The 26,782-nt window shown below is 42.3% G+C and carries 19 protein-coding genes and 2 tRNA genes; 12 read left to right on the top strand and 9 right to left on the bottom strand.

The window, feature by feature from the left end; all coding sequences use genetic code 11:
* Nucleotides 1-234 precede the first annotated feature (234 nt).
* From N473_RS09015 to N473_RS25815, 3 genes are all read left to right on the top strand, one after another.
* Nucleotides 235-310, top strand: a tRNA-Phe gene (locus N473_RS09015).
* 12 nt (nt 311-322) lie between these two features.
* A tRNA-Thr gene (locus N473_RS09010) sits at nt 323-398 on the top strand.
* A 348-nt stretch (nt 399-746) separates the two neighbouring features.
* Nucleotides 747-1,016 carry a DUF1289 domain-containing protein gene (locus N473_RS25815; protein WP_081221036.1) on the top strand — a complete coding sequence of 90 codons (270 nt, stop codon included), beginning with the start codon at nt 747-749 and terminating at the stop codon, nt 1,014-1,016.
* Here N473_RS25815 and N473_RS09005 read toward each other — a convergent pair.
* Entirely contained in the window at nt 1,000-1,680 is a 681-nt protein-coding gene (locus N473_RS09005) for a hypothetical protein (protein ID WP_063367610.1), read from the bottom strand. The genes N473_RS25815 and N473_RS09005 overlap by 17 nt on opposite strands.
* A 157-nt stretch (nt 1,681-1,837) precedes the next feature.
* Here N473_RS09005 and N473_RS09000 point away from each other — a divergent pair, with 157 nt between their 5' ends.
* From N473_RS09000 to N473_RS08990, 3 genes are read left to right on the top strand one after another with little or no spacing between them, the layout of a single operon-like run.
* Nucleotides 1,838-2,041 (top strand): DUF3283 family protein, encoded by a 204-nt coding sequence (locus N473_RS09000; protein WP_023398497.1) that lies wholly within the window; start codon nt 1,838-1,840, stop codon nt 2,039-2,041.
* Between the two features lie 2 nt (nt 2,042-2,043).
* Nucleotides 2,044-2,469, top strand: a complete 426-nt coding sequence (locus N473_RS08995; RefSeq protein ID WP_063367609.1) for a GNAT family N-acetyltransferase — start codon at nt 2,044-2,046, stop codon at nt 2,467-2,469.
* Nucleotides 2,466-6,920, top strand: a complete 4,455-nt coding sequence (locus N473_RS08990; protein WP_196766382.1) for an EAL domain-containing protein — start codon at nt 2,466-2,468, stop codon at nt 6,918-6,920. The genes N473_RS08995 and N473_RS08990 overlap by 4 nt, the downstream gene beginning before the upstream one ends.
* Here N473_RS08990 and N473_RS08985 read toward each other — a convergent pair.
* The 5 genes from N473_RS08985 to N473_RS08965 all read right to left on the bottom strand — a co-directional run bounded on the left by N473_RS08985 (nt 6,917) and on the right by N473_RS08965 (nt 14,593).
* On the bottom strand, nt 6,917-7,864 hold the full coding sequence (locus N473_RS08985) for an ion transporter (RefSeq protein ID WP_063367608.1): 948 nt from the start codon (nt 7,862-7,864) through the stop codon (nt 6,917-6,919). The genes N473_RS08990 and N473_RS08985 overlap by 4 nt on opposite strands.
* Before the next feature lie 13 nt (nt 7,865-7,877).
* Complete coding sequence (locus tag N473_RS08980; protein ID WP_063367607.1) at nt 7,878-10,556, bottom strand: bifunctional acetate--CoA ligase family protein/GNAT family N-acetyltransferase; 2,679 nt, start codon at nt 10,554-10,556, stop codon at nt 7,878-7,880.
* 152 nt (nt 10,557-10,708) lie between these two features.
* Nucleotides 10,709-12,550, bottom strand: coding sequence for a methyl-accepting chemotaxis protein (locus N473_RS08975; protein WP_063367606.1), 1,842 nt, complete (start codon nt 12,548-12,550; stop codon nt 10,709-10,711).
* Between the two features lie 393 nt (nt 12,551-12,943).
* Nucleotides 12,944-13,465 carry an NUDIX hydrolase gene (locus N473_RS08970; protein ID WP_063367620.1) on the bottom strand — a complete coding sequence of 174 codons (522 nt, stop codon included), beginning with the start codon at nt 13,463-13,465 and terminating at the stop codon, nt 12,944-12,946.
* Between the two features lie 75 nt (nt 13,466-13,540).
* On the bottom strand, nt 13,541-14,593 hold the full coding sequence (locus N473_RS08965; protein WP_063367605.1) for an aldo/keto reductase: 1,053 nt from the start codon (nt 14,591-14,593) through the stop codon (nt 13,541-13,543).
* A gap of 860 nt (nt 14,594-15,453) precedes the next feature.
* Between N473_RS08965 and dinB the strand changes: the two genes are divergently transcribed.
* The 4 genes from dinB (at nt 15,454) to N473_RS08940 (ending at nt 20,399) form a co-directional block, all read left to right on the top strand.
* Nucleotides 15,454-16,509: a DNA polymerase IV gene (dinB, locus tag N473_RS08955; RefSeq protein ID WP_063367604.1), complete on the top strand. Its 1,056-nt coding sequence runs from the start codon at nt 15,454-15,456 to the stop codon at nt 16,507-16,509.
* Between the two features lie 112 nt (nt 16,510-16,621).
* Entirely contained in the window at nt 16,622-18,319 is a 1,698-nt protein-coding gene (locus tag N473_RS08950; protein ID WP_063367603.1) for a carbon starvation protein A, read from the top strand.
* A gap of 64 nt (nt 18,320-18,383) precedes the next feature.
* Entirely contained in the window at nt 18,384-19,916 is a 1,533-nt protein-coding gene (locus tag N473_RS08945; RefSeq protein WP_063367602.1) for a M17 family metallopeptidase, read from the top strand.
* A gap of 87 nt (nt 19,917-20,003) precedes the next feature.
* Nucleotides 20,004-20,399 carry an HIT domain-containing protein gene (locus N473_RS08940; RefSeq protein ID WP_039611635.1) on the top strand — a complete coding sequence of 132 codons (396 nt, stop codon included), beginning with the start codon at nt 20,004-20,006 and terminating at the stop codon, nt 20,397-20,399.
* 12 nt (nt 20,400-20,411) lie between these two features.
* Here the strand turns inward: N473_RS08940 and N473_RS08935 are convergent, their stop codons facing one another.
* Nucleotides 20,412-22,097 carry a dipeptidyl-peptidase 3 family protein gene (locus tag N473_RS08935; RefSeq protein ID WP_063367601.1) on the bottom strand — a complete coding sequence of 562 codons (1,686 nt, stop codon included), beginning with the start codon at nt 22,095-22,097 and terminating at the stop codon, nt 20,412-20,414.
* A 219-nt stretch (nt 22,098-22,316) separates the two neighbouring features.
* Here N473_RS08935 and N473_RS08930 point away from each other — a divergent pair, with 219 nt between their 5' ends.
* A complete protein-coding gene (locus N473_RS08930) occupies nt 22,317-23,156 on the top strand; it encodes an HDOD domain-containing protein (RefSeq protein WP_039611633.1) in 840 nt (279 codons plus the stop codon).
* A 52-nt stretch (nt 23,157-23,208) separates the two neighbouring features.
* Here N473_RS08930 and rdgC read toward each other — a convergent pair whose 3' ends face one another.
* Nucleotides 23,209-24,117, bottom strand: coding sequence for a recombination-associated protein RdgC (gene rdgC / locus N473_RS08925; RefSeq protein WP_023398512.1), 909 nt, complete (start codon nt 24,115-24,117; stop codon nt 23,209-23,211).
* Nucleotides 24,118-24,266: 149 nt separating this feature from the next.
* Nucleotides 24,267-26,027 carry a sensor histidine kinase gene (locus tag N473_RS08920; RefSeq protein ID WP_063367600.1) on the bottom strand — a complete coding sequence of 587 codons (1,761 nt, stop codon included), beginning with the start codon at nt 26,025-26,027 and terminating at the stop codon, nt 24,267-24,269.
* Between the two features lie 209 nt (nt 26,028-26,236).
* Here N473_RS08920 and N473_RS08915 point away from each other — a divergent pair, with 209 nt between their 5' ends.
* Nucleotides 26,237-26,602, top strand: a complete 366-nt coding sequence (locus tag N473_RS08915; RefSeq protein WP_063367599.1) for a response regulator — start codon at nt 26,237-26,239, stop codon at nt 26,600-26,602.
* The last annotated feature ends 180 nt before the right edge of the window (nt 26,603-26,782 follow it).

Here is a 26,782-nt window from a genome sequence, read left to right as displayed (position 1 = left end):
TCGGATAGTCGGCACCATTTAATTTTTAAGCAGTAAATCGATGTGTTTAATGCATTGAAAAATCTTATTTTTCCAGATAGTTCATTCGGTAGAGCTTTTTGGAATTGTATTGAAAATCCTTAGTGAGTTTTAATACAAATAAAATCTTATTTGCCCAGATAGCTCATTCGGTAGAGCTATTTGGAATTGTATTGAAAATCCTTGGGGAGCTTCAATATACTTAAAAATTTATTTGCCCAGATAGCTCAGTCGGTAGAGCAGAGGATTGAAAATCCTCGTGTCGGTGGTTCGATTCCGCCTCTGGGCACCAATCTTATAGTGTGCCGACTTAGCTCAGTTGGTAGAGCAACTGACTTGTAATCAGTAGGTCATCCGTTCGACTCGGATAGTCGGCACCACTTCATTTCTAAACGCCAAAAACGCCAACATCTAAATATTTTCCAGACACCTTTTGCTATAAATTATTTGGAATTGTATTGAAAATCCTCGTGTCCGTGGTCCGATTCTGTCTAACATTGTTCAGATAAGCTCAGCATTAGCTAGACTTTTTTGTATCTATTGTTCGTTTAATTTTCTCAGTATTTTTCAGCGCCTAGATGGGTGTTACTCTATTTTACTTTTCTTCATACTCATAAGCTTTAGCGACTTTACGATATTTCAACTAGTATTTCATTAAGACGCCAAGTTAGGTAGTATTTTGATTGAAGTGGCCATTTTATGTGCAGGTTTGATCATTGACCCTTAGTATGGAACAAATAGAGATATTTACGATCCCAAGTCCGTGTCAGGGGATCTGTGAAGTGAACAATCGCGGTTATTGCAAGGGCTGTTTTCGCAGCCGAGAGGAACGCTTTTGTTGGAACCAGTTGACAGAGCATCAAAAAAAAATGGTGATAGATCTGTGCCAGCGTCGCAAAAAGCGCGTAATGGCCAGCAAACAGCAATCACAAAAAACCACAGCAACGAGTGATGAACGAGTTCAATCACAAAATGATTTGTTTAAATTCGATATTTAGCCTTTAACACCTCAATTATGCCCTTTTGCTCCAGTTTTTTTAATGTAACTTTTAACTTAGGAATGAGAGCTGCGTGTTTCTGGTGCAAATAATGAAAACTGTCTATGGTCATTAGGTCTTCAATTTTGATTGTATCAACATCCATGTAAGGCAAGTGCTTGCGCAAATGAAAATCAATGATTAGCGCACCCTGTACTTTTTTCTGGATTAGTAAATTGAGTTGGGCGGCGCTACTTTTTACTTCGATAAGTTCCCCTTTATAACGATTGTCCATCATATATTGATAAGCAACGAGATACCCACTTTGTACGGCCATTGACTCAATTTGGTTAAATGAACATGAGGTGCAGTGGCTAATGAGTTGCAGGTTGAATGAATAGAGGGGGAAGTCAACGTAAAGGAGGTTTGCATAGCTGTCAGTGACACCTGCAATCCGCCCGAGTTGACCATCAAGTTCGCCAGCATTGGCAGCGATAAGCGCTGTTTGTTGATCGAAATCTATTAGCTCTAAGCTGTGGCCGATATCTTTATATGCTAGGCTCAATAGCTCGACGACATATCTGGCTTGCGGAGTGTCGGCAGGACGATTGAAATACAGCGTTTTTGCTTGGGCGAGAGAGCAGTGTGACAATAAAAGAATCCATAATATTTTGATATTTCTCACATAGTCCTCCTAGTTTATCGTGAATGAAGCTCGTGTCTTCTCAATTTTAAAATATTAATAAATACACTGTAATATTTAACTTTATCATTCAATACTGCCGTTGCTGAGTACATATATGATACACTGTTTTTATAATTTTCAATAATTGTACAGTACGATGTCTTATAACCTGTGTAACCTTTCTAGAGCAGAAAAATATCAAGTTCAACTAGAGTATGAAGCATCTTTTTGGGCTTATCAGATAAAGCGTGGCAAAAATACGCGAGAAGCGATTTATGATGCGATTAATAGCCGCCCCTTGTCTGAGCGAGATACGTTAAAGGCTAAGTTTGAGCAATACTTGGGACTTATGTTAGTTTAGTTATGCAGTTGAGTTGTTTTTGTTTGCCTGCGATTCAAACACCATTAGTTAATAAGTTTTATCAGGCTAACAGGGTACGTGGCCGAGCGACCAAGCAAGATCTAGTTTGGGTTGTTAAACTTACGAAACTGATTGCTGCGTGCAGGGTTCAAAAAGTGGAACAAGATGTATTTCTATCTACCGTTTTTGTCGACCCTGAATATAGGGGGAGGGGGGTTGCGACGCAGTTATTAGCCTCAGCCATCGAATCAGAAGACCTTGTTTATACCTTTGCTTATCAAGATGTTGTTTCCTTGTATTTGCAACTCGACTTTATAAAAGTGAGCCAAGATGCGTTGCCAGAAAAATTACGGAATATGTTCGTAAACTATACGAAGCAAGGCCGAGAGATAACAGCGATGTGTTTTCAAAGGGATGTAAATGCATGAAGTATCTTATTGTTTTAGTGATATTTGCCTTTAGTGCTTTATGTTCAGCACAAGTTTCCCGTATTTCTCCTGCAGAAGGGCTATCACAAAGCTATGTCAATACACTGCTATTTGATAAAAAAGGCTATCTTTGGCTATCTACGGAAGGGGGCTTAAATCGATATGATGGGTATCAAGTCCTTGAAGTCATGGGCCCAAATAAAGCGCTTGATAAAATGCAGATTGACCGTATCTACCAAGACCCAGCAGGCAAAATCTGGATCGCCTCAGGCCGTGCTGGGTTGTTTAGTTATCACCCCGAAAAAGACCTTTACCGACAGTATATTCAAGCCCCTTCATCAGAGCAGGATTACATCCAAAACAGTGTTTTTCAAATGCTGGAGAAAAATGCTAACGAGCTGTGGTTGGGTCGTACCAAAAATGTGTCTGTATTAAATAAAGAGACAGGGAAAATAACAGAAGTCATTTCGATACCTGGTATGAACGATCGCAGTTTAGTCAGATCGCTCCTGCAATTTGAAGACATACTTTACATCGCGACGACAGAGCATCTATTTGCGTATCATATTCCTTCTAAACGGCTTAAACCGATTAAGCATATCGACAATCCAGATCACCCGTTTCAACACAATACTAAATCGTTATTATTGTTGAATGATTCGACGCTGTTAGTTGGGGCGGTGTTGGGTTTGTATGAACTTGATATTAGTGAGTTGCAAACCAATTTTGATGCAACGCCCAGTTATAAAACATTATTAGAAGAGTTTAATATCTGGCATATGCTAAAGCAGCAAGCTTATTTGCTACTTGGTACAGACAAAGGGCTTATGCGCTTTGAACCACATACGGGTAAAGTTGAACCAGATAAACGACTTTTGAGCAGTCGTTTTTCCATTTCTGACAGCAGTATTATTCATTTAAACGAGGATAATAATGGCGGGGTGTGGGCTGCTACTCGCACAGATGGTGCATTTTACCTACCGCCGGATAACCATATTTTTGACAATGTGCAAAATGAGTCAATTGAAGGGGAATTCTCTCATGGTGCGGTGTGGGGACTTGTTGAGTTTCAAGGGTATATCTGGGCTGCAACTCGAGATGGATTAACTCGATACGACCCAAAAACTCGTGAAGCAAAGCCATTACTCCAAGGTTATATGGGAGAGAGCTTTTTACCGGAGTACTCAATATTTGAGCTATTTGCATTTCAAGATAGGCTTTGGTTGATAAGTAACCGAGGTTTGTTCGTTTTTGACCCAGTCACTGAAACAATTTCTCGGCCGCAAGCGCAAAACCCAGATTCAACCGAGATACTTTCGGGGTTTGTCAAAGGTGCCGTTTTGGTTGAGCCTGGTTTTTTATACTTTGTTGATGGTAACTCAGGTTTTTATTTATTTAATATGAATAATGGCATTTTAGAGCCGCTTGGCCCGAGTTTCGACCAGTTTGACCCGTTTTTAAGTTATGGTTTTTTTCCGCCGTTATCTAGCCACCCCACCCAGCCAGTATTTTACAGTGAAGGCCGCTTGTTTAGATATGATCGGCCAAAGCAGCAATTAACGCAGATTTACCAAGTTCCCAAAGCACACAAGCAATCAGCGGTAGATTTACTTAGCTATACCATAGATAAAAATAATGTGCTGTGGTTGTCTTTTGCGACCCATGGGTTAGTACGATTAACTGCTGATGGGTATAACCCTTTGCCGTTACCTACAGACTCTTTGTCCGTTACTAATTTTATCTTGTATGAGATGCAGCAGGATAACGCGGGCATGATCTGGATGTCATCACATCAGGGCATATGGCGGTTGGATCCAGATAACTTTCACCTGCAAGGGTTTACCATTAATGATGGTTTGATGAGCAATGAATTTAATAGTGGGTCGTCTGTCAAATTAGAAAACGGCCATATTGCTTATGGGTCATTGCAGGGGATCACCATATTTGACCCTGAGGTTAACAGGCCAAACAGGCCGTTACTAACTCGTGTCAACATCACAAACGTCGATTTAATGTCTAGAGATCTTAAACCTGCCGGACTTAAATCATTCTCTTCAATAGAGCTTAATCACGACGATATTGGCTTAGAAGTGTCATTTTCTGCTATGGCATTTACTGCGCAAGAGCGCATCGTTTATGAATATCAACTTTCAGGTGAACAGAGAATACTGAGTCGTAATAGTAATCGAGTCGTATTTCCAAAACTTAACCCAGGCCATTATCGCTTAAAAGTATGGGCAAAAGATCCTCTGACAGGGGATTATACTCAGCCAGCAGAGCTTAATATTCGCGTTAAATACCCCATTTGGCGCTCGCCTTTAGCTTTGGCATGTTATCTCGTTTTAGCCAGTGCGCTATTTGCGCTTTGGGTTCATCGAAAAAATAAAGTCGCACAATTATTGATGGAAGCGCACAAAGAGACGCGAAATAGTGAAACGCGGCTTAAAATGGCTCTCGAAGGCAGCAATTCAGGTGTTTGGGATTGGCAGTCTGGTTCCAATTTAGTTTATCAACCAAGGTTGGTGAATGAGCTTGGCTATAAAAATGAGTACATTAATTTAGATGACTACTTAGAACTGATCCATCCGCAAGACCGAGCATTGTTCCGTATAGAGTGGTTGGAGTTTGTCTCCACCGCAAAAGGATATATTGATTGCACGTATCGACTACGCAATAGAGTGGGTCAATGGCGATGGTATAAAGATTACGGCAAGGTGATGGCTTGGCGAGAGGCTGTACCAATGCGGGTAGCGGGCACCTATACAAACTTGACCAGAGAGCGTGTTTTCGAAGAAAGGGCCGCCCTGTTTGGTGAGGCGTTCGAACAAACTCGTGATTGGGTTATGATATTTGATAGACGTTTTCGGATCTTGGCGTGCAACAAAGCACTACAGGATGCGTTTGCCGTTGAAGCGAATCCGCTCTCTAGTACCAGCGTGAGTTTGGGTTTAGAGCGCCACGTTCGAATGCATTATCTTCGTACTATGAGTAAGTTAGCAGAAGGGGAGTATCACAGTGCGGAAGAGGTTCTGCGCTTACCTAGCGGTGAAGTGAGACACGTGTTGGTTAAAGTGACGGCGACGCACGGGCAAAACTATATCATTGTGTTGACCGACATCAGCAAGCAAAAGCGCACCGAGAAAGAGCTTTACCAACTCGCCAATTATGACGCATTGACCAAGTTACCAAATAAAGTGCTGTTTATGGATAGAGTGCAGCATGGTATTGAACAATGCGAACAAAATGAACAATCCTTGGCTATTTTGGCAATTAAGTTTGGCCGTTTACAGCGGCTGGCAGATACTTTTGGTGATGATTTTGTCTTAGCTGTCATTCGTCAAGGGGCCAAGACATTGCAGTGTTGTTTCAGAGAAGTTGATAGCTTGGCCGTTGGTCAAGAGCGAGATTTTTATATCTTGATGGAACACCTCGAAAATGTGGATGCTGTGACTCGATATATCCATTGTTTAATCGCACGTTTTGAAGATGGTATGCGAGTACATGAACAAGATGTGTATGTTGATGTCCATGTGGGTATTTCACTGTATCCGGATGATGCAAGCGATGCGTTTGAGCTAAATCAAGCTGCACAAATTGCACTCAGCCACGCTAAGAAAAGTACAAAGAGCCATTACCAGTTTTACCATCACGATATTAACCAACAGGTAAAACGCAATATTGAGATTGAGCGTCGCCTCACAGCTGTGTATAACGAAGAGCTGCTGTATAATTACTATCAGCCAATATTAAATGCCACTCAAGAGCATATTGAAGGGTTTGAAGTGATTCTGAAGTGGCCAGATGATCCACTTGTTAGCGCGAATGAATTTGCAAAAGCAGCTGAAAAAACGGGACTTGGCATCGAAGTCGTTTTGCAAACAATTGAACGGGCGTTAATAGAACTGAAAGTATGGCATTTAACTTGGCCTGACTTATATATTTCAGTGAATCTGTCTGCGCATGTCTTGCATTTTGAAGGTCTAGTAGAAGGTATACAGTCGACACTGAAAAAAACTAACTTACCCGCGAGTTGTCTTGTATTTGAAATATCAGAGTCCGTGATGATGCACAATGTGACTGAGTCTATTGCGCGAATGAACGCTTTGAGTTCGTTGGGTTGCCGTGTGTTCATGGATGACTTTGGGACTGGGTATTCTTCTTTGATGTATCTGACGCAATTCCCGGTGACAACATTGAAAATAGATGAAGGTTTCATCGTTGATATTGGTAAAAATAAAGACCATGAAAGTATTATTCATTCAACATTGTCATTAGCACATAGTTTAGGCAAGTTATGTATCGCTCAGGGCGTGGAAAATATAGAACAGCTGAGGTTTTTACGCATGCTTGGTTGTGAGCGTTTTCAAGGCTATTTGTTTAGTCCACCTTTACCAGGTGATATGATCGCTCATCTGATGGCCAACACTTGGGAAGATATGTTTAAAAGCTAGAGCTTTTCCCCGCAGTGTCGGCAATAAAGGCTTTGTGCTCGTTCAGAGGTCATCAACTTAATCGCTTGATTGGCCTCTGTAGCACTTAGACCAAGCTCTATTCTAAGTGTTTCAAGATGCTCAGCTTCGTTCTCATCCAACTCGCCATCGACCAAAGCGTGATGCACTGCTTCATGAAATGCATCTCTACGTTTGCGCAGTTGATCTGCAAAGCTGGATGCCAATAAGCCAGTTGGGATTGCTACCATACCCATGCTGAGCAATGTGATCACACCTCCAAAAAACCGCCCGAGCGGAGTGATTGGCACAACATCGCCATAACCGACGGTTGTTAAAGTGGCCATGGCCCACCACATAGCAGCAGGAATAGAACCAAATTTATCCGGTTGCACATCATGCTCAATAAGATAAATGCCACAAGATGCAACGATTAAGACCAAAGACATAATAAAAAAAGCAGCCATCAATGAGCTAGCTTCTTCTTTAAAGGCGGCTAACAGAAGTTGCATTGCTCGTGAGTATCGGGTGAGCTTAAAGATGCGCATCAGACGCACTACGCGCAAAAATCTCAGGTCGAATGTAAAAAATACCATCAGCAGCGTAGGTAAAATGGCTATTAAATCGATAACAGCGAGTGGGGAGCGAATGTACTTTAAGCGAATGTAGAAGTTGCTTTTAGATTTGTCTTTAAAATTAAGCTTATCAACACAACACCAAAGGCGAAGCAAATACTCAATACAAAATATGCCTACGGAGATGACTTCAATATAAAAAAAGGTCTGATAGTACTGCTGTGTTAATGCCGGAACAGATTCTAAAACAATCGCAACGACATTAAACACAATTAAAGCAATTAAAAAGATATCTAAACTGTGTGCTACTTTTCGATATTTACCGCTGCCTTCTAAAATGGCGGCTGCTTTTTGTCTTAGCGTTAAGCTCATAATATACGTGCTATCAATGCGTATTTTGAAGTGGCATGGTCATAATGGCAGCCCCTTCTTCGAAATCTCGTTTTACATCAAAGCCTAGATGTTTCGCTAGATTTATCATGCCTGTGTTTTCAAATAAGGTAATGCCTTCAATGGTATTCACTCCTTTTTCTCGGCAGTAATCAATCGCTGCACTCATTAAGATTTTTCCTAGCCCCAAGCCTTGAGAGTCTGATCGGACAACGACCGAAAATTCTGCCTGTATATTATCTGGGTCCATTAGTACGCGTGAAACCCCTAATGTTCGGTATGCGCTTTTATGGCGTTCACTGATAATAAATGCCATTTCACGATCGTAATCAATTTGCGTCATTTTGGCTAATTGATCATGCGTGAACTGGGGAAGTTGACCAAAGAAGCGCTTATACCGATCTTCTTTGGTGAGTGATTGGTCAAACTCTTGATGATTTCGCTCATCTTCAGGTCTAATTGGTCTTAAAGTCACTTGTTGGCCGTTTTTGAGTGTGATTGCGCGTTCCAGTTCTTTTGGGTAGGGCTTAATGGCCAAACGTTTACGGTGCGCTTTAGGCTGGTATGGAGACAGACCAATTTGAGCATCTAACACTAAGAATTGTCCAGAGCTTGCTAGAATAGGGTTAAGCTCTAGGCTATGTATATCGGGTTGCTCGATAACCATTTGAGAAACTCGCGTAAGGAGTGCACATAGACGATATTTATCTACCTTATCAGGCAGTGTACGTTCTTTTAACACGCCCTTGTCATGGGCTGCGGCAATTAAATACTTGGCTAAGTTCATGTTTAGAGGTGGTAAGGCTACGGCGGCTTGGGAAAAGTTTAATCCAGTACCGGCTTCACCTAATAAAATGACAGGTCCAACATCGGGCTCCGTTTTAATTGCAATACGCAATTCTTGAGTGCCTGCTCGAGAAGCCATTTTTTGTAGAGAAAACCCTTCTATTTCTGCCTCTGGGTAGGACTTTTTAATTCGCAGTAACATAGAAAAAGCCGTTTGCTCAACTTCATTTCCATCATTAAGGTTGAGCACGACACCACCGACTTCTGATTTTGACGGGATGGCGGCACTGATTAATTTTAATGCAACAGGAAAGCCAATTGCTTCTGCCTGTTCCTTGGCTTCACTGGGAGTGAGTGCGACTTCAGTTTTAATACAGTCTATACCATAACATGCAAGGATCTGGCTGGCAGAGTGGGTCGATAGGTATTTATGCCCCGCACGTAAAAAGGTGCCGATTTGCTGTTTTGCTGCACTGCTGTTTATTAATTCATCTTGAATGATAGACTCAGGTGTCTGAGTTAAATGCTTTTGGTTACGACGATAAGTAATTAAGTGCATAAATGCACTGACAGCACCCTCAGGCGTTCTATAGGTTGGGATATTGCTCAGCACGCAAATGTCTCGTGCTGATCGTGCGGCTTCTTCACCCATAAAATTGGTCATGACGAAAGGTCGTGCCATTTTAGGAATTTTATCCAATGTCTGAGCAATGATTTTGGCATAAGCTGAGCTCGGTGCCAGCGCTGAAGGAGTATGGATGATGAGCAGGTTTTTAACTTCATCGGCTTTTAATAGCACCTCTAAAGCTCGCTGATATCGTTCGGGTGATGAGTCCCCAAAGATGTCTACCGGATTGTCGGTTTGTGACGATTGCGGAACGATGTCATTTAACGCGGCAATGGTTTTATCACTCAATTGCGCGAGCTTGCCCGAGCGCATTAAGAGTGTATCTACGGCCATAATGCCCGGACCCCCTCCATTGGTTAGAATAGTCAGGTGCTCTACTTTGAGAAGCTTTGGGTGCAGTGCCAAAGTTTGCGTTGCAGCAAATAATTCTCTTAAATCATTCACTCTCAGCATACCAGCACGCTGAAACATCGCATCATAAACGGCATCATCGGATGTTTTACCACCAGTATGGTGGTATGCAGCACGAGCACCTGCAACTGTTCGGCCTGTTTTTATGGCGATCACCGGTTTACTAAACGCCGCAGCGCGGGCTGCGGATATAAATCGCCTGACATCTTTAATGTTATCGATATAGAGTAAGATGGCGGATGTTTTGCTATCTCGAGCTAAATAATCGAGCAGCTCGTCAAAGTCGATGTCTAGACAATCACCGACAGAAACAAAGTGTGAAAATCCTATGTGCTTATTTTGTGCCCAGTCTAATATCGTGGAACATACTGCAGCGGATTGCGACAAAAACGCTAATTTACCAGGTTTTGCAATGGTGTGTGAAAAGCTTGCATTGAGGCCTATATGCGGCAAAATAAGCCCTAAACTATTGCTCCCTAACAAAGTGACTTCCGCTTGTTGTGCACATTGATTGAGTGCTTGTTTCTCCGCATTATTTAATCCTGCTGCAACGACAATTGCGTGCTTGCAGCCGAGTGACCCGAGTTCTTGTATAAGCTGACAAAGTGTCTTTTTATTGGTACATATAATGGCCAGATCTGGGGTGCAGGGTAAGTGTTCAATATCTTGGTAGGCTAATACGCCATTAACAGCAGTATATTTGGGTGTGACAGGCATAATGGGGCCTTTGAAACCGCCTTGTAGTAAGTTTCTCATCACGACATTGCCAGCTCGATTCGGATTGTTAGAGGCACCGATGACCGCGACAGATTGGGGGTTAAAAAACTGACCTATACGTTTAACACTCATGCCTACTCCTTTGGTTACTTATATCAAGCTAGCTGCTTGCACATGACTGTAACATGTTTACATTGGATTTTGAGCAGATTAGAGAATAACTTTGATCTCACAGGCACTTTTTGACAATACAAAAGTGCCCGATGATAAATAGGGTCGTATGTTTAGACTTTAAATCGAGAGACATCTTCTTGCATTTTATGTGCATCAAACTCAAGCGCTTCGCAGTTTTTACAGTTTTGGCAGGAGTCGACATAGAGCTGCTCTGCCGATACTGAAATATTGGCTGCAGCATTTTCCACCCCTTGTACTGTTGCCATTTGCTCTTCAGTTGCTCCTGCGATTTGAATAACCATATCGCGGATTTTGTCCATGGCTTGTTTGTTATCATCCATACTTTGTTGTGCATCTGTGATCCCTTCGTACATCTGCTCACTTAGCGACAAGCTGGTTTGCATTGCTTGCTCTGAGTCATGAACTAAGCTCTGAAGGCCATGGATCATTCGTTCTATCTCAACGGTGGAGTTCTGAGTGCGTTTAGCCAGCGTACGCACTTCATCTGCAACCACGGCGAACCCTCTGCCGCTTTCTCCGGCGCGGGCGGCTTCGATAGCGGCATTGAGTGCAAGTAAGTTAGTTTGCTCAGTAATACCCCGTATAACAGACGTTACACTCTCAATCTCACTGCTGGCTGAGGACAGCTGTTGCATCAGTTGACTGTTTTCATTGATATGCCCTGTCAACTCAGACATATTGTGATGGGCTTTGTGCATGATCTCAGAACCACGTGCCATATTTTCATCTGCTTCGTTGACATTATTTTGCACAGCGACACTGTTCTCGGCAATTAATGACACCGCTTGGACTAATTCACTCACAGCCACTTTAACGGCGTGTGTATTATTTTTTTGCTCTTCAATGGCTTGCTGTGAACGTTTCGTCACTTCCACGGACTGATGAGCTCCGCTCTCTACGGTTTCCCCTGTATGCTTTATCTCTCGAACGATATCCGCGGTTGTATCTATAAATTGATTAACGGAACCTGCAAACTCGGTGACCTCATCACGGCCAGTTAGCTCAATATGGTGAGTCAAGTCACCTTCACCATGACTTATCGTCGCCATATTGGCGTTGGCAATTTTGAGCCTCTGCACAATGTGGGCACCTTTCCAAAGGAGTAAGCCGGCAATGATCACAGTCAGTATCCCTGCGAGTATCATGCCTTGGTTTTTGGCATGAATAAGTTCATGCTGGATCCCTTGGTCTATATCTGTGGAAAGTTGGTTGACGGTCCCTTCAACTTTATGGATGCTGCTTCTTAGCTCGCCTCTTAAGCCTGAGCTGGCATCTAACCCTCGTTCTACGAGTGCATTTGTGAGTGCACGTGCGGTACTCTCAAATTGGGTGAGATCATTTTGTCCGCCACTAAATTGGTCATTGAAATAGACTTTCATGACCGCGAGCTGCTCTGTCACTTCATTTTTAGTCGACATGTCTAAATTGGTCTGGAAATCATTTTCAAGGAGCACCAGCCTCAGTGCTTTACTCATAGCGGTAATATCGCCAATATTGGTGAGTGACTCATGCAATGCAATTTCTGCCTGGTTGAACTCTCCGCGCAACCCTTGATTGGGGGTTAAGCCAATTTTTTTGTCCAGCGCAACTAAATTACGTAAATTTAACTCATAGTTACTTAAGTCTTTTTCGGCAACAATCAGCGCCTGTTGCAGATCTGTGGGAAGCTCGGCGCTTAATTGTGATATGTTTTGCCTCATGAGTTTGATGCGTGTATCAAACTTGTCGATATATTTTTGTTGTTTGCGAAGTAAAAAGTCTTTTTCATGACGTCTGAGCATCAACAGATCATTGCTAATTTCTTTGCTGGTCGCCAGGCGCTGTCCCAAATTGGCTATATGGCTTGTTTCGTACCACAAAACGCCCACCATGCAGAACAGTGCGATCATGACTAGAGAAGAAAGTAAAATGAAAGTGTGACGGATGGTCATAGTCTACTCCTTAGCTTCGATACTCCCATCACAAAACTTAGAACAGAATTTTAAAATTACCAATCTGTGAAGAAATTTATTGAGATAATTTGTCTAACCACTTTTACATCGCAACGTAATATGTACTTTTTGTTACATTTATATTACATGCATACCTAAACGGTGCCCATGTGTTTGAGTCGTATTATTAAGGTATTAGTGAGGTGGAGGCTGGGGTATCGGTTGTTTTGTTGATGTATCAACCGATTGACTTTTTTGCACCAGATTAGGAGGCGCTAGTCGGTGTGTTTAGTACATGGATTGTTGTGCAACAGGACTATGCATTTCGTCCTGCTACTATTTATATTTATTCGGGTAAATGGGCTCAGTACGCTTATTTTGAGACTTGACTACTTAGTCACAGTTCAACCCCATAATCTCTGTTGCAACGGTCTTTAAAATGGTTAATTCTCGTTGAATAGATTGTCCTTTTTTATCACTATTGGCCAGCGTGTCACGGTTATGTGCGATGGCTTTTTGAATGTTTACCCAAACAGGACGCATGCCATTGGCTTGTTCATAGGACTCCATTTGAGGAGCTGTGAACGTACCGCAAATCTCTACTTCAAAACAGTGTGAAATAATATGTACATTATCGAACTCAGGTTTGTGCCAACGCTGGAACTCTTCATAAATGCCAAATGGCTTGATGTGTGTGATGGATTTTGCACCTGTCTCTTCCAACAGCTCTCTTTCTAGGGCAACTTCTATCTCTTCCCCTTCATCTACACCACCGCCCGGAAGTGTATAGTCATCATATCTTGCGGTATAGAGCAGTAAGATGTCTTGTTGTCGTGTCACGATTGCGCGCGCAGTATGTCTGATAAAGTGACTACCTGACAATGGCTTAGCAGGTTCGATATTGAGTTGCTTCATAAATAATTGTATTGGTTGAGAATGCAAATAGGCAGTGTACCACATTTACATCCTCATGGAATGAAGGCCTTTCGCTTAGAAAGGCACAGGGTAAGTTTTCAGTATGGTATCGATTTCTGCCAACGCTTCTGGGGGCAGTGGCTTATCAAAGGCAGTGATATTTTCTTTTAATTGGGTCATAGACGTCGCCCCAATAATTGTAGACGTTACCCCATCAACTTGATCACACCATGCCAACGCCAGTTGTGCGGTAGAGAGGTGGTGTTCATGTGCGACTTCTTGATATGCGGCTGTTGCTTGTTGTGAATACTGCGTGTCTCTGAAGAGGCCATGGCGCTGCATGAGTGTCCAGCGACTACCTTCAGGCCGAGCGCCGCCTAAATATTTCCCAGATAATAACCCACCAGCTAAGGGTGACCAAGGCAGGTAGGCGATATCTTCATTGACACAGTTTTCTAGCAGATAGGGCCAATCTTTTTCGTGCAGTAAATTAAACTCATTTTGAATAGATACAGGCTTCTCAATATTATGCTGCTCACATAAACTGAGATAGGTATGGATGCCCCAAGGTGTTTCATTGGACAGTCCCCAATGGCGGATCTTACCTTGGTCTAAACATATTTTTAAACCTTCGAGGATATCACTCATTTCTTCTAGCTGCTGTGCTTTGCTTACAGCATGGAGGTCCAACATACCATGCCAATGCTTGCCAAAGTGAGGTGATGTTCTATTTGGCCAATGCAATTGATAGACATCGATATAGTCAGTTTGTAGGCGTTTAAGAGATTGCTCGACAGATTCTATCACGGCTTGTTTGTTAATTGGTTTACCGCCTCGAACCCAGTTTAAGCCTGCGCCTGCAATTTTAGTTGCTAGCACGATTTCGTGCCTTTTCTCTTCATGACGTTTGATCCAGTCGCCGATGATTTTTTCGGTTTTTCCATAGGTATCTGGAGAAGGAGGAACAGCATACATTTCAGCAGTATCGATAAAATTAATACCTTGACTTAACGCGTAATTTATTTGTTCGTCAGCATCATGCTGATTGTTTTGCAGACCCCAAGTCATACTGCCCAAACAAACACGCGAAACCTTAAGTGGTGAGTGGCCTAATTGGCTGTACTTCATAGATACTCCTTGCAAAATTGAACGGGTTTAATCAGCTAAATAAAGTAATAAGATATACACAAGTTCACTTACAGCAGTGTAGAGCATTTCTACTTATTCTGCAGAAGTTTGTTTACACAGAGTTATTAAAGTTAGTCGTTGCATTCTTGTTGTAAACAGGTAATTGAATATACCTAATTAATAAATTATTGTACCTAAGTTCTTACAAGTAGACGATTGTTAGGTTTATCGGGAAGTGGATCATAATATTATTTTGGTAGTAATTGATAAATTAGGGCTCGTTATTCTTTTTTTTGGTTTATTTATTGGTTGGAGTAACCCATTTGCACGGTGGTTGGTTATCAGTTACCTCTTGCTTGAGCTTATTGATCTTACTTTCTATCAAATGACTAAACTCTGGAATACGCATTTCTATATCTTTGAAGCCTTTATGTGCCTTGTATATATGTTGCCGATACTTTTTAGGCGCGACATCACATTGTTTTTATATCAACGAACTCACAGTAGGTTCTTTTTAACGGTTGCAAAACGTAAAGGGCAGACTAAGTATGAAATTTATTTGTTGAAGCTCTTGGCCTTGACTACAGCTGTGAACTTTATCACTTGGATTGAGGTGCTTTGTTACAAGTATTGGCTAATAGACATCCCTTATATCAAGCTCTATTTTAGGGACTATTTTATTTATTTTGTTTTACTGTGTCAGAATATTGCACTGTATGCGTTTATTATGTATTGCTATGCGTCAGAGTCTGCTCCAGATTTAAAACGGCAAATTGATCAATCACCTTCAATAAAGCGATAGACAAATGGTAAGAAAACTGCCAGCATACTGTATAAGTAAACAGTGTTTTGGGGCGTTCATGAAAAAGTTCATTCATATCGATATGGATTGCTTTTATGCAGCGGTAGAAATGCGTGACGATCCTTCATTGGCTAATGTACCAATGGCAATCGGGGGTAGAAGCCACCGAGGTGTACTCTCAACCTCGAATTACATTGCACGCCAATACGGTGTGCGTTCAGCCATGTCTAATTATAAGGCCAAGCAACTCTGTCCTCAGCTTGTGATTGTGCCTGGGCGTATGCAGGTTTATAAAGAAGTTTCCCAACAAATTCGTGCTATTTTTTCGCGATATACGCATTTGATAGAGCCTTTATCATTGGATGAAGCTTATCTCGATGTGACTGATTGTGATGAATGCCACGGCAGCGCCACGTTAATTGCCCAGCAGATCCGAAAAGATATTTTTAATGAGACTGGACTTACTGCATCAGCAGGTATTGCACCGATTAAGTTTTTAGCAAAAATAGCCAGTGATGAGAACAAACCGAATGGACAATGTGTGATCACCCCAGATCATGTCGATGACTTTATTGATAAGTTACCACTGCGTAAAATTCCAGGTGTCGGCAAAGTAACACATGAAAAACTGTTGGCGTGTGGCTTAGTGCATGGTCAAGATGTGAAAGGCTTAAGTCTAGATGAAATGGCGCATCGGTTTGGTAAATTTGGTCGGGTTTTGTGGCGTCGTTGTCAGGGAATTGATGAACGAGGTGTTGAGACGGAGCGCGTGCGCAAATCCGTCGGAGTAGAAACCACATTCGAAAAAGATATTAAAGATTTAAGTCAATTGAAGGCAATTTTATGTGACAAGCTCGTGCCTGAACTGACTCGTCGAAGTACAGGTTACCAAGCTGAGCGCGCTTTTACTAAGCTGGGTGTAAAAGTGAAGTTTTATGACTTCTCTCAAACCACGAAAGAATGCCAGTGTAGCCATATTGATCAAGACATTCTGTGCACACTTTTAGAGCAAGCTATTGCTCGTCATGGTAATAAGCCTGTTCGGTTAGTCGGTGTACAAATTGGACTGGGCGATGCGCCGAGCAATCAGATCCAAATGGGTTTGTTTAATTAAGTATCAGAACTTTACTTCTACTGTAGGGCATTGGTGCGACTAAAATATAACTGAAATTGCAATTTTCCGTGTTAAAGTGGTGTTAATACAACAATAACACAGAGGACAACCCATGCAATCTATCATGATAGTATTGTTTGGTATCTTGGGGATGCTGTTTGGCTGGTTTGTATACTCCAAGTTTATCGCAACGAAGATCTTTAAGATGGACGATAATTTCGTCACACCTGCCCACGAATTTAATGACGGTGTCGATTACGTTCCCACGAATAAAGTGGTGCTTTGGGGGCATCATTTTACATCTGTAGCGGGGGCAGCCCCCATTGTCGGTCCCGCCATTGCCGTTTACTGGGGTTGGGTGCCTGCTGTTTTATGGGTGGTGTTTGGTACTATCTTTTTTGCCGGTGTGCATGATATGGGCGCACTATGGGCCAGCGCCCGGCATAAAGGCAAGTCGATGGGAGCGTTGTCTGAGTCCGTCATTGGCAAGCGCACTCGTTCACTCTTTATGATAGTGGTGTTTTTGGTGTTGCTGATGGTTAATGCAGTATTTGGTGTGGTTATTGCAAACTCATTTGTAGCCAACCCGAATGCGGTTTTCCCAGCTTGGGCTGCCATCGTGGTGGCGCTTATCATCGGCCAGTTGTTAAAGCGTAAAGTGCCTTTAATTCCACTCTGTTTGGTCGGTGTTGTCGTGCTGTATGCAACGATTTATGCGGGGAGTGGGATGCCAATTGCGCTGCCAAGTGATGTGTTTGGGCTAACAGATAAAGCAAGCTGGATATTGATTTTATTTGTCTATGCAGCGGTTGCTTCATTGTTGCCAGTTTGGATGTTGCTTCAGCCTCGCGATTTCATCAATGGGATGCAGTTACTCGTTGGTCTTGTTCTTTTATATGGTGCGGTATTTGTTGTTATGCCGGATATCACAGCACCTGCTTTTAACACGCAAACCGCAATAGATACACCAAGTATTATCCCACTCCTATTTGTCACGATTGCATGTGGTGCGGTCTCTGGCTTTCATGGCATTGTATCCTCTGGTACAAGTTCAAAGCAGCTCAATAAAGAAACCGATGGACGGTTTGTTGGATATCTAGGTGCAATTGGTGAAGGCTCCTTGGCACTGATCACGCTGGTGGCGGTCAGTGGTGTTATGTTGGCGGTTTCTCCAGAAGAGTGGCATGAGATATATAGTCATTTAGGCGCAGGCTCTGTGGGTGCGTTTATTCAAGGTGGGTCAAACTTAATAAGCACAGGCTGGGGGTTGTCTGCTGAGATAGCTTCTACCTTACTGGCGGTGATGGTGGTGTTGTTTGCAGGCACAACGATGGACTCAGGGGTGCGTTTACAACGCTATATAATTCAAGAGTGGGGGGATATTTATAAACTCCCTATTTTGAAAAATGGCATTATTGCTACTTTGGTTGCAGTAGGGTGTTGTTTACTGCTTGCGTTTGGAGCCGGTGGGGCTTCAGGAAGCGGTGGCATGATCATTTGGCCCTTATTTGGCTCTACCAATCAGATCTTAGCAAGTTTGACCTTATTAGTGATTTCTGTGTATTTAATCAAGCTTGGCAGGCCTGCAAAATTTACCCTTATCCCTATGATATTCGTTATTTTAATGGCTTTTTTTGCTGGTCTTATTAAGTTGGGTGAGTACTACGAAAAAGGTAATTGGCTACTGGTCGGTCTAGATATTGTGGTGTTAGTGGTGAGTGTTCTAGTTATGTTAGAAGCATGGAGCGTCGTCAGTAAACTCAAAAGTACAGCGGAAGCTGCTCCGGACAGTGAAGAATCGAGTAGCTAACTTGGCTCTTGAGTTTAAATAACCGATAATTGGCCCTTAAATTACAAGAACAAGGGCCATTTTTATGTCTTTTCCTCTCTCATTGCCAGTATCGAATTGGCAGCAAAGCGACGCTGACGCGGTAATTGTCATCACATCTGATGTAAACGACTTAGGCGATCAGCAGCTTAATGACATAGCCGCACCGTATATAGCCGTTGACGCGCGTTTGGCCACTCAAGCGAATGTTTTGTTAGCACCTCAGGTGCCAGGGCAACGTTTAATCATCGCGCCAACAGGTCCGCTTAATCGTGATTATGATGACGTTCGCCGCTTTTTTGCTGCCGGCCAAGCTGGCATCGCGCAAGCAAAAGCCTCAGGTGCTGTGAAACCTGTGATCGTTTTAGCGGGTGTACCAAGTGATACGCGTTACCAAAATGCGCTACAGGTTGCTTTTTTAGGCGCTTGTCAAACACTTTGGCAACCGCTTGAAGCCCGTGAATATCGTGGTGAGCAGATAGAGCCTGTTGAAAGTATTTTCCTCGTTGGTGCTGATGAGGCGACTTGCGCACAGATCAACGCAATTGCAGCGGGTCAGTATGCAGCACGCGATTTATGCGGTACTGAGCCAGAGCGCATGGCCCCGCCTCGTTTTGCTGACTACTGTGTCTCATTATTTGAAAACACTTCAGTCAAAGTTGAGGTGATCTCAGACATCAATGCCATTGATAAAGACTACCCAATGCTTGGCACTGTGGCGCGTGCATCGTATGCCGTTGAGCGCCATCACCCACGTGTAGTTAAGATGGAATACGTACCTGAAGGTGATATTGAGCGTACCTTGATGTTTGTCGGTAAAGGCCTTGTTTATGACACGGGTGGTGCAGACCTGAAAGTAGGCGGCTTTATGGCAGGAATGAGCCGCGACAAAGGTGGTGCAGCTTCAGTGGCGGGTTTCATGAAATCAGTCGCTGAGTATCAGCCTAAGGGCGTTAAAGTGATCGCATACTTAGCTGTGGTACGAAATTCAATTGGCTCTGACTGCTTTGTACCAGATGAAATCATTGAAACTCGTGAAGGCGTGCGCGTGCGCATTGGTAATACCGACGCAGAAGGCCGATTAGCAATGGGTGACCTATTAAGTGAAATGAAAGACTTAGCTAAGTCTGAAATCAATCCTGAATTATTCACTGTTGCGACGTTGACTGGTCATGCGGCACGTGCAATGGGTCCATACAGCGCGTTTGTAGAAAATGGCCCAGCAAGAGCCAATGCGGTTTCTCGTCAAATTGCTGATCAAGGCGACATTTGGGCTGATTGCGCAGAAGTATCGCGTAGCCGCCGTGAAGATTATGATTTTGTCCAGCCTCGCACACTGGCGGATGATGTGCTTTCAAGTAACAATGCGCCATCGGCAGTAACAGCGCGTGGTCACCAGTTCCCAATGGCGTTTTTGGCAATTGTGGGTGGCTTGGATAAACATGGCTGTGATTCTGAGCTACCTTTACCGTATGTACATATGGATATTGCAGGTAGCGGTGTCGAAGGCGGCGATTGGCAGCATGGTAAACCAACGGCTGCCACTGTGAGCAGTTTGTTTGCACGTTATTGCCTGTAAGCATTGATAGAGTCTTTTGTGCTCTAACTAAATAAAATTACCCTAAAGCAGATACTCGTTATCTGCTTTTTTATCGGAGTAGAAAACATGGCATTCGAACTTGCCCCAGAATTACAAAGAGATTGTATTGAATTAGCGCAGTGGCCTTTGAGTACGGTGCTTTTAATGAATGATAGCCAATACCCTTGGTTTATTTTGGTGCCTAAAGTTGACGGTGCGCGTGAGATCATTGATTTAAATGAGCATCAGCAACAGCAGTTTTGGCAGGAGTCAAAGCAGCTAAGTGAACTGCTGATAGAGGTATTTTCACCAGATAAACTCAATGTTGCTGCGTTAGGTAATATGGTGCCGCAACTACACGTACACCATATTGCGCGCTTTACGCATGATGTCGCGTGGCCAAAACCTGTTTGGGGTCTGTATCCTGCAATACCGTATACAGATGAGCAGCTCATAGAATTGAAAAAGGCGCTCGCACTGTAGCGCCTTTAGCCATTAAAGGCCCAATACTGTTTTACCTTGTTTGAATGTCACATCTACTGGAATATTTGCATTCGCAAGTTTATCTAAATCGGCTTGTAGAGCGGCTCTTATGTCACCATGGGTTGCAATGAGTTGGTCGACTTTTTGGTAATCACCATCCCCTTGTAGTGTAAGAATAAGACTTGATAGTTTTTCCATTGCTGCGCCCATCTTATCCATATTTACTTGATAAAGGCCTTGCTCGTTTTTAGAGAACGCACCCTCTTGTTCAAAGAAATTAAATCGGATCATATTTGCTTTTCCGTGGGCACTTGAGGCGCCAAAACGCACTGAACGGAAAATCCCAGCCATAAAGGTGACGTAATAGTCTTCTAATGTGCCTTCTGTAATTTCACCTTTTTTCAAAAGCTGTTCAACCATATACAAACCTAGGATATCGGCTTTGCCTTCTTCTATGGCACTGGCATGTTCTTGTAAAGATTGACGTACCGTACCTTTCCCTGTGATGGTATTTTTGATGCCTAGGCCATGGGCCACTTCGTGAAACATGGTATTGGCAAAAAATGCGTTAAAGGTAATGTGTTTACGTTGTTCTGGTATAATTAATTCATCAGCGATAGGGACTAAAATTTTGTCAAACTTCGCGCGCATAGCATTTTTAAGCTGGAGTCGGCGCGTACCTTTTTCTAACTGAACCTGTTCATCGTTAGGTAGGTTAATGGCAATGGTTTTACTGCCTGCGTTTGAGTGTCCCGCGTAGTAAATCACATCGTATGCGTTTAGATCTGCATCAGAACCTGGTACTTCTTGCTTGTATTGTTGTGCAACTGGTAGGCCTGTTTGTAATTCTGGTAAAAACGCAGCGAATTTGGCCAAACGTTTACTCCAAGCCAGATCTTTAATTAAAACATATGACTCAAATGCACTGCGATAACCAAATAATTGATCTTCGTATGTTTCTATAGGACCTATAACGACATCTATGGGATTATTCTTCATATCCATCCATGCAAAATCAGATGGCTGATAACTATTGTTCAATAAAGCATCTGCACGTAAATTTAGGTAGTGAGCAAATTGCTTATCAACGGCCAATGAACTGGCTTCTCTGAGAAGCTGGGCTGCTTGTTCGAGCTCTGCTCTAAACTCAGTTGCATAGGGCACAGCGTATAATTGACCGTGTTCGTCACGTTTTACCATAGAGTAGAGGCCTTGTCTGTCTTTAAACTCTGACTGATTTAGCTCTTCTTTGGTGATGTCGTGTGGGTAAAATTGCGCACCAGGTGCTTTTTCAGAAAACCCGCTAAGAAATACTTGGTCGCCATTTAAACGATCCCAAGGCCCATAGTTTATGTCGGCAAACTGGCGTGCCTGTTCATTTTTAATACCAGAAAGAAAGCTGTCTTTGCTTTGGCCGAATGCTTGTTTCCAAAATAAATCATCCATGATTTTCGATGCATCAATCAGCAGAGAAATCATCTTTTTTTGATTGTCATTAAGGTGACTCAAGTCACTTGTTAAGGTAACTGGAGTATAAATATTGAGACGCTGCTTATCGATATTCTGAAGAGTATATACCGCTGGTGCTTGCGTTTCTGCTTGATTGGTTTTTGGTGTATCTGATGCTTGTTGAGAGCATGCACTTACTAGCAGGCCCGAGGCGACCAAAATTGCACTGGACAGTTTAGAAAGTTCCATCATTTATCCTTGAGATTTTAGTTATTATGATTGTGAGGCACCTATGATGCTCAAAAAATATCAATTGAGCAAACGGTTCAAACAAAGTATTTTCTGGTACTGAAATGTTCAGAATAATTTTTATACTTTTCTTAACTTTATCGAGAAGTTAGACAATACTTAAAGTAGTAAAAATTATAAGGCCATAGTTAAGTGGCGAATTTAAAGGACTTTGACCATATGTCTACAGAAAACGCATTACTTACGATTCTTGTCGATAAAATCAATAATGACACACTTGTCTTGCCTACGCTCCCAGAGGTCGCAGTTCGAGTCCGTCAAGCAGCTGACGATCCTGAAGTCAACTTGCTACAAATGGCGGATGTTATTTCACATGATCCAGCACTCGCCGCGCGCATGATAAAAGTCGCGAACAGTGGTTTTATGGGACGTTCGATTAAGGTAAATACGCTGAACCAAGCTGTGACGCGGATTGGTTTAAGGCAAATAAAAAATATCGCGACAGCGATGGCGATGGAGCAGTTGTTCGTTTCAAACAATAAATTGATCAAAACCTATATGGATAAAGCGTGGCAGAAGACGCTAAAAGTCGCGTGCCAGGCTATTTCAACGATGGAGTTTTATCTGCGTTTAAACAAACATACTTCGCTGAATAAAGACACCATTACGCTTGCTTCTTTGGTCTTTAATATTGGCGTGCTGCCGATTTTAACAGAGGCTGAAAAACACCCTGAAGTGTTTGCCAATCCAAGCTTTTTAGCACATGCAATACAGAAGTTAGCTGGACGTATTGGCGGCGCGATTATGCGCGAGTGGGGATTTACCGATGATTTTGTTGAAGTGGCAGAGAGTTGGGCTAACCCTAATTACAAACCAGAGCATGTTTGCTACGTTGATTTTATTCGTGCTGGTGCCATTGTTGAGGGCATTTTACAAGTGTCAGACAAGGCCGCTGCACTGGGAGTTTACGAAGAGAAAGGCGTGCTGCGCTCCATAGACATGTTTACTGATGATGCCTATTTAGACTTATTGACTGATGTGAAGTCGATGTTTGCTTGATAGAAAAAATAGATAGTAAAAAGGGCCAATTGAATTAGGCCCTTCTTCTTTTTTATAGGTCGTCTTTGTCACCAAGTTCTTTGGTAAGGTCTTCAAGTAGTTCTTTGACCTCTTCAGAAACTAGGATAAAGTCAGCATCTAATTTGATTGCCAAATCTTCCTTTGGAATATCCGCATTTTGCTCTTTTAATGCATCATTGTAGCTTACGCGCTTGATTGACCCATCATTTTGCAATAAAAACTGAACGCGCTCTTTCCAGTCAAGTGCCAGTTTTGTAACACGCTTGCCATTTTCTAAATGAAGCTTAATTTCATCGCTAGCAAGGTCATGTTGTTTTAGTTTAACTTGCGCACCCTCATCAGCAGCATCTTGCAACTCAGCGTCGTTGCCAATGGCAAACCCTTCAGGAGCCTCAAATTTAGTCAACCAATCAGTTAGAAATACATCTAAGTCATAGTTTGCAAATGCTGGCACGATAGGCAAGGTACCCAAAGATTTACGCAACAAGGCCATCATCTCTTCGGCTTTGTTAAAGCTCGCGCTATTTACAATCACCCAACCACTTTCTTGGTCGATAAAAGCAAATTGTAAGCTCGACTTTTTAAATGCTTGAGGGAGCAATGTTGCTAAGATATTTTCTTTGAGCTCGTCTTTTTCTTTTTTCTTAACTGGGCGGTTTTCTTCACGCTCAATTTGCTCTACTTTTTCTGCAACCATGTCATTAATAACGGCAGCAGGAAGGACTTTTTCTTCGCGTTTAGCGCACAAAAGAATGCTATTTTGTGAAAAGTGAGACAGGGTTTGACCGTGTTTCCCTAATGCGTTTACCCAACCAAAGGTGCTCATATCTTGGCTACCACAAGCGCGAAATATGTCTTGCTCTAGTGCTTTTTCAAAGTCTTCTTGTGTGTACGAAACATCTTGTTTAAAACGGTAACAGATTAGGTTGCTGAACCACATATATTCAAATATCCAAGTTAAAAATCGACTTGCATCATAGCAAACCTATGGGGCTGGGCAAAACGAAAATTATAGTGCTGATTATTTTACAAAGCTGCGGGTTAGTGAAGCGTGAATAAAGAGGTTTATTCACGCCCCAGAGTGTGAGGTTAGCTAAACATAGCCTGTTGTGCTTTCATTTCTTTTGGAAAGCGAATATGGTAAGTAAGACCTTGACCTTCTTCAGAACTGACTTCAATATCGCCATTGAGGGTTTGCTTCACAAGATTGAATGTGATGTGAGTTCCCAAACCGCTACCGCCTTGATCTCTTTTGGTGGTGAAAAACGGGTCAAACAGTTTTTCTAGTTGCGCAGCCGATACGCCTTTACCATTGTCTTTATAAACGATTTTAACATCGTCGTTGTCATCTGTGATCTGAATATCTATGGTGCCTTTATTGACGCCTTCGAATCCATGGATCAACGAGTTCATAATGAGGTTGGTAAATATTTGACTGATGGCACCCGCAGGTAAGTTGAGGGTAAGATCAGCAGGGCAGTCTATGTTAACTTCATGTGCTGTTTTTTTCAGTTTGGGATGCAAAGAACGCAGCACTTCCTCTAAATATTGTTGAAAATTAATAGTCCGAACGGCTTCACTTGCTTGGTCTACGGCAATTTGTTTGAAACTGGCCACCAGCTCAGAAGCGCGTGCTAAGTTGTTGGTGAGCAAGCTTGCACTTTGCTTAGCTTCATGCATAAACTCTTCTAACGCTTTGGGTGATAGCGTTTTTTCTTTGTAAGCGGCTTCCAACTGATCTAAACGTTCTTGCAAAAAAGATGTGGCTGTGACACCTATTCCAACAGGAGTATTAATATCATGTGTTATACCCGCTACCAGACCACCTAAGGCCGCCATTTTTTCAGAACCAACCAAGCGTTCTTGCGCCATATTTAGTTCTTCAACATACTTTTCTAACTCATTTTGCTTAGTTAAAAGCTCTTCTTCTGTTTGGCGCCTCAGATCGATTTCTTCCGTCAACGTGAGTTTTTGTTTTTCAAGTTCATATTTTTGTTGTTGCAGATCCATCATAGCTTGGCTGAGGTTGGAGGTTTTTCTTGCGACTTCTTGTTCTAGTTGAATATTGTGCTGATCTAGCTTCTCATTACTTATAATGAGTTCTTTTTGAGTCTGATCTAACTGCTTTCGATATTCTGCCACTTTATCGATTAATTTGTTGAACGCTTCTTCCATTACTTTGAGTTCGTTGCGTTCGGTCGTATCTATTTCTATCTTATGGCCATCAACGTTGTCCACTTCGAAATCTTCAATTTGTTCGGTCAAATCGGTTAGGGGCTCAGTCAGGAGCTTTCTAAATGCGAGTAAAAATAAGATAATCAAGAATGTCGTCTTGACCATCGCATTCCCTATCAAGAAGTAGATAGAGATCATGATCCGGCTAAAAACCACTTCTCGGCTTGAAAACAGCGTGACATCACCCACTTGTGTGGCGCGACCAGAAAACTCGAAAATCAGAGGAAAAGTGTAACCAAATAGCCCCGATGGGGTATCTTCAATTAAAGCCTCTTCTTGCACTAGCTGTTGGCTATATAGCTCATGAATGTTAAGAGAACGGCCAAGTTGCGAGATGATTTCACCGCTGTCGTCTCGTACAATGATCCCTTCAATCATAGGGATCGCAAGTAAACCTTCCGCCGTTGTGACTGTCTGTTTGGTATTTAACTCCCAAATTGCACGAGTCAGGCTTCGGCTAAATGTTTTTTGTAGCATAGTCAGTTCGTTACGGATATAGTCTTTGGTATTGACATACTCAGCGACAACTTGTCCACAAGTGACGACGAACGTGAGTAGAAAGTAAACTGACAGAACGTTTGTAAGTAGTTTTTTCGACAGACTTTTCTGTAGCATGGAGTGTTCTTAGCTCCTGACAACCATGTTATAGCACGCGTATTAAACTTAAAGTTAGCCAATAAATGGCTAAAAATAAATGTTTATCTTGCTATCTTTACAACATATAAGCGAATATAAAAAACTTACTGGATGTTGATTATTGTGTTATAAGATTAGGACAACAATAACGTTTATTTGTTACTAGAACAATAAAGATTTACCTTCTTATGAGCTATTCCGTGTTAGTGTGTGACGATTCTACTGTTGCACGTAAACAAGTTGTGCGTTGCTTGAGCTCCAACCTAGATGTTGAGATCAGTCAGGCTAAAAACGGCCAAGAAGCTGTTGAAATATTGCAAAATTCGCAAGTTGATTTGCTGTGTTTAGACCTGACCATGCCCATTCTGGATGGTATTGGTGTACTTGAAGCGATTAAATCAAACAAAATTGAAACCTACGTCGTGGTTATTTCGGCGGATATTCAAGATCAAATGAAGTTAAGGGTTTCGCAGCTGGGCGCGCTGAAATTTCTTGAAAAGCCAGTCAAGTCTGAACAATTACTTTCTCTACTCAGCGAATATGGTATTCGTTAGATAAGCTTTGCACTTTTCTGTACGTATCTTGAACATTTTGCATATTTAATTTTCATTTATCGTCTTGACAGGTTGACTGTAAATCGGGCAATCTAATTCACGAAGACAATTTATAAGCAAATTTTATTTAGGTTAACGTATAAACCATGAACCCAATTACATGTAACGCGACAATTATTA

Origin of the sequence: Pseudoalteromonas luteoviolacea CPMOR-1 (assembly GCF_001625685.1) — a bacterium.
In the GTDB taxonomy this organism is placed as follows: Bacteria; Pseudomonadota; Gammaproteobacteria; order Enterobacterales; family Alteromonadaceae; genus Pseudoalteromonas; species Pseudoalteromonas luteoviolacea_K.
Note: the sequence above shows the minus strand (reverse complement) of the source record. Positions and strands in the feature narration are given on the sequence as shown.

What these genes read in the sequence shown, in the direction of transcription:
- N473_RS08940 (WP_039611635.1), top strand. Translation starts at nt 20,004, where the DNA reads ATGGCATTCGAACTTGCCCCAGAATTACAAAGAGATTGTATTGAATTA.
- N473_RS08995 (WP_063367609.1), top strand. Translation starts at nt 2,044, where the DNA reads ATGCAGTTGAGTTGTTTTTGTTTGCCTGCGATTCAAACACCATTAGTT.
- N473_RS08985 (WP_063367608.1), bottom strand. Translation starts at nt 7,864, where the DNA reads ATGAGCTTAACGCTAAGACAAAAAGCAGCCGCCATTTTAGAAGGCAGC.
- N473_RS08920 (WP_063367600.1), bottom strand. Translation starts at nt 26,027, where the DNA reads ATGCTACAGAAAAGTCTGTCGAAAAAACTACTTACAAACGTTCTGTCA.
- dinB (WP_063367604.1), top strand. Translation starts at nt 15,454, where the DNA reads ATGAAAAAGTTCATTCATATCGATATGGATTGCTTTTATGCAGCGGTA.
- rdgC (WP_023398512.1), bottom strand. Translation starts at nt 24,117, where the DNA reads ATGTGGTTCAGCAACCTAATCTGTTACCGTTTTAAACAAGATGTTTCG.
- N473_RS08990 (WP_196766382.1), top strand. Translation starts at nt 2,466, where the DNA reads ATGAAGTATCTTATTGTTTTAGTGATATTTGCCTTTAGTGCTTTATGT.
- N473_RS08945 (WP_063367602.1), top strand. Translation starts at nt 18,384, where the DNA reads ATGTCTTTTCCTCTCTCATTGCCAGTATCGAATTGGCAGCAAAGCGAC.
- N473_RS08975 (WP_063367606.1), bottom strand. Translation starts at nt 12,550, where the DNA reads ATGACCATCCGTCACACTTTCATTTTACTTTCTTCTCTAGTCATGATC.
- N473_RS08950 (WP_063367603.1), top strand. Translation starts at nt 16,622, where the DNA reads ATGCAATCTATCATGATAGTATTGTTTGGTATCTTGGGGATGCTGTTT.
- N473_RS08980 (WP_063367607.1), bottom strand. Translation starts at nt 10,556, where the DNA reads ATGAGTGTTAAACGTATAGGTCAGTTTTTTAACCCCCAATCTGTCGCG.
- N473_RS08970 (WP_063367620.1), bottom strand. Translation starts at nt 13,465, where the DNA reads ATGAAGCAACTCAATATCGAACCTGCTAAGCCATTGTCAGGTAGTCAC.
- N473_RS08915 (WP_063367599.1), top strand. Translation starts at nt 26,237, where the DNA reads ATGAGCTATTCCGTGTTAGTGTGTGACGATTCTACTGTTGCACGTAAA.
- N473_RS08935 (WP_063367601.1), bottom strand. Translation starts at nt 22,097, where the DNA reads ATGGAACTTTCTAAACTGTCCAGTGCAATTTTGGTCGCCTCGGGCCTG.
- N473_RS09000 (WP_023398497.1), top strand. Translation starts at nt 1,838, where the DNA reads ATGTCTTATAACCTGTGTAACCTTTCTAGAGCAGAAAAATATCAAGTT.
- N473_RS08965 (WP_063367605.1), bottom strand. Translation starts at nt 14,593, where the DNA reads ATGAAGTACAGCCAATTAGGCCACTCACCACTTAAGGTTTCGCGTGTT.
- N473_RS08930 (WP_039611633.1), top strand. Translation starts at nt 22,317, where the DNA reads ATGTCTACAGAAAACGCATTACTTACGATTCTTGTCGATAAAATCAAT.
- N473_RS25815 (WP_081221036.1), top strand. Translation starts at nt 747, where the DNA reads ATGGAACAAATAGAGATATTTACGATCCCAAGTCCGTGTCAGGGGATC.